Raw genomic sequence first — 1,935 nt, forward strand, 5'->3', positions numbered from 1 at the left:
GGAGTTAAGTCCTGATAAATAGTTTTCCCGACATATTTGACATTTTCCAACATCTTGTTTGATAATGTCAGTGTACTGACCCAAATTTGTCAATGAATGAACAAATTAACTATGTTCCTCCCCGAGTCGCTGCTACCAGGCTCGGGGTCAGTACCAGGACACTTGAAAGGTGGCTTGACGAAGGCAAAATCCAAGGAATTAAAACCCCTGGAGGACAAAGAAGATACAATCTTGACTCAGTTGTCTCTATTTCAACAAAAAAAACAGATAGAGACGAAAGAGCAGCAATCCTATATGCAAGGGTTTCAAGCCGCTCTCAAAGAGATGATCTCGATCAACAAGTACAGTTTCTTAAGTCTCGTTACCCAGACGCAGAAGTCATCCGAGACATCGGCAGCGGTCTCAACTTCAAAAGAAAAGGTCTTCACTCCCTATTGGACAGAGTTCTCAGCGGCACTTGCAAGTATATTGTCGTTGCCCACAAAGATCGGCTCTGTCGCTTTGGATTCGATCTTATCTCATGGTTGTGCTCTAAATTCCAAACTAAAATATTGGTTCTCGACGAAAAGAACCTCAGCCCAGAACAAGAGATGGTTGAAGATGTTCTGGCAATTATCCACGTCTTCAGTTGTAGGCTCTACGGACTCAGGAAGTACAAGGGAAAAATCCTTGAAGACAGTGAGTTACCGAGTTTACCCAAGCAAAGAACTTGAGAAGATCTGGAAAAAATGGGTTTCTGCTGTTCGCAAGGTTTATAACATATCGATCGAGCAGCTCAATCGGAACCAGGGGTACACAAAAGTCGGAAAGAAAGGAGGAAAACATGGCTTTAGAACTTGGTTGAAACAATCCGGACTTATTCCGCAGTGGTGCAGAGATTTAAACGTCTCCAAAATTTTAGATAACGCTTCAATGGAGGCTTATACGGCGTGGAAAGAGACCGCCAAACAACCGAAGTCTGTTGGGAAAGGGAAGAACCTTTTGCCAAACCCACAAGCTGGATTAAAAATAGGTAAATTTCGTAGCGTGCGAGATCATCATCTGACGATCCAGTTTGACCCTACGGCTTACAAGGCTGGCCGGTGGATGGTTTCCAAAACCAAACATCTGCCAAAACCCGAATTCAAAGGTCAGGATTTCTGTGTACTAACTGATGGTTCTACTGAACTTACTTATAACAAAGGGAGATGGTTCGCGCACTTTCCAGTAGAGTTTGACATTGAGCCTACTGAAACCAAGAAAGTGATAGCTTTAGATCCTGGAGTTAGGACGTTCATGACTGGGTTTGACGGCACGGATTTCTTGGAGTTCGCAAATAATGATTTTCAGAGAATAGCTAAACTTTGTTCCCATCTAGATAAGTTAAAAAGTGAGCATGACAAATCAAAAGGACGCACACACAAACGTCGCCGATACAAGCTAAGGATAGCTATGGAAAGACTCAGAACTAAGATCAGAAGTCTGAGAACTGAATTGCACAAACAAGTAGCATCGTTTTTGGCAAGAAACTACGATGTGATCGTCTTACCTACCTTTGAGACGTCGCAGATGGTTGTCAAAAAGAAGCGAAAACTAAAAAGCAAGACAGCTAGGGCGATGATGACATGGGCTTTTTATCAGTTCTCTCAGATTTTAGAGCATTTGTGCAACCGTTATGGTTCCAAATTAGTGAGGATAACAGAGGAATATACCTCCAAAACTTGTACAAAGTGCGGACACATTCATCGAAAACTTGGTAGTTCTAAGAATTTTCAATGTCCACGTTGCGGATACGAAATCCCTAGAGATTTCAATGGAGCCGTCGGGATTTTCCTGAAGGCGATGTGGGATACCACCTTCCTCGAAGCAGTCGGGGATGTAGTACTCAGCTTTTCTGACTCAAATGATATCCTAGATATCCAAGATGTCAGAATTTGTCCGGGTTAAAAGTATCAG

Annotated in this window: 2 protein-coding genes; both read left to right on the forward strand. The window is 42.7% G+C overall.

Annotation, left to right across the window (positions count from 1 at the left end):
• The first annotated feature begins 92 nt into the window (after positions 1–92).
• Positions 93–713: an IS607 family transposase gene (locus F6K46_RS39460; RefSeq protein WP_293068912.1), complete on the forward strand. Its 621-nt coding sequence runs from the start codon at positions 93–95 to the stop codon at positions 711–713.
• Positions 601–1,926, forward strand: coding sequence for a transposase (locus tag F6K46_RS39465; RefSeq protein ID WP_293068914.1), 1,326 nt, complete (start codon positions 601–603; stop codon positions 1,924–1,926). The genes F6K46_RS39460 and F6K46_RS39465 overlap by 113 nt, the downstream gene beginning before the upstream one ends.
• The last annotated feature ends 9 nt before the right edge of the window (positions 1,927–1,935 follow it).

Origin of the sequence: Moorena sp. SIO3E8 (assembly GCF_010692445.1) — a bacterium.
Classification (GTDB): Bacteria; Cyanobacteriota; Cyanobacteriia; order Cyanobacteriales; family Coleofasciculaceae; genus Moorena; species Moorena bouillonii.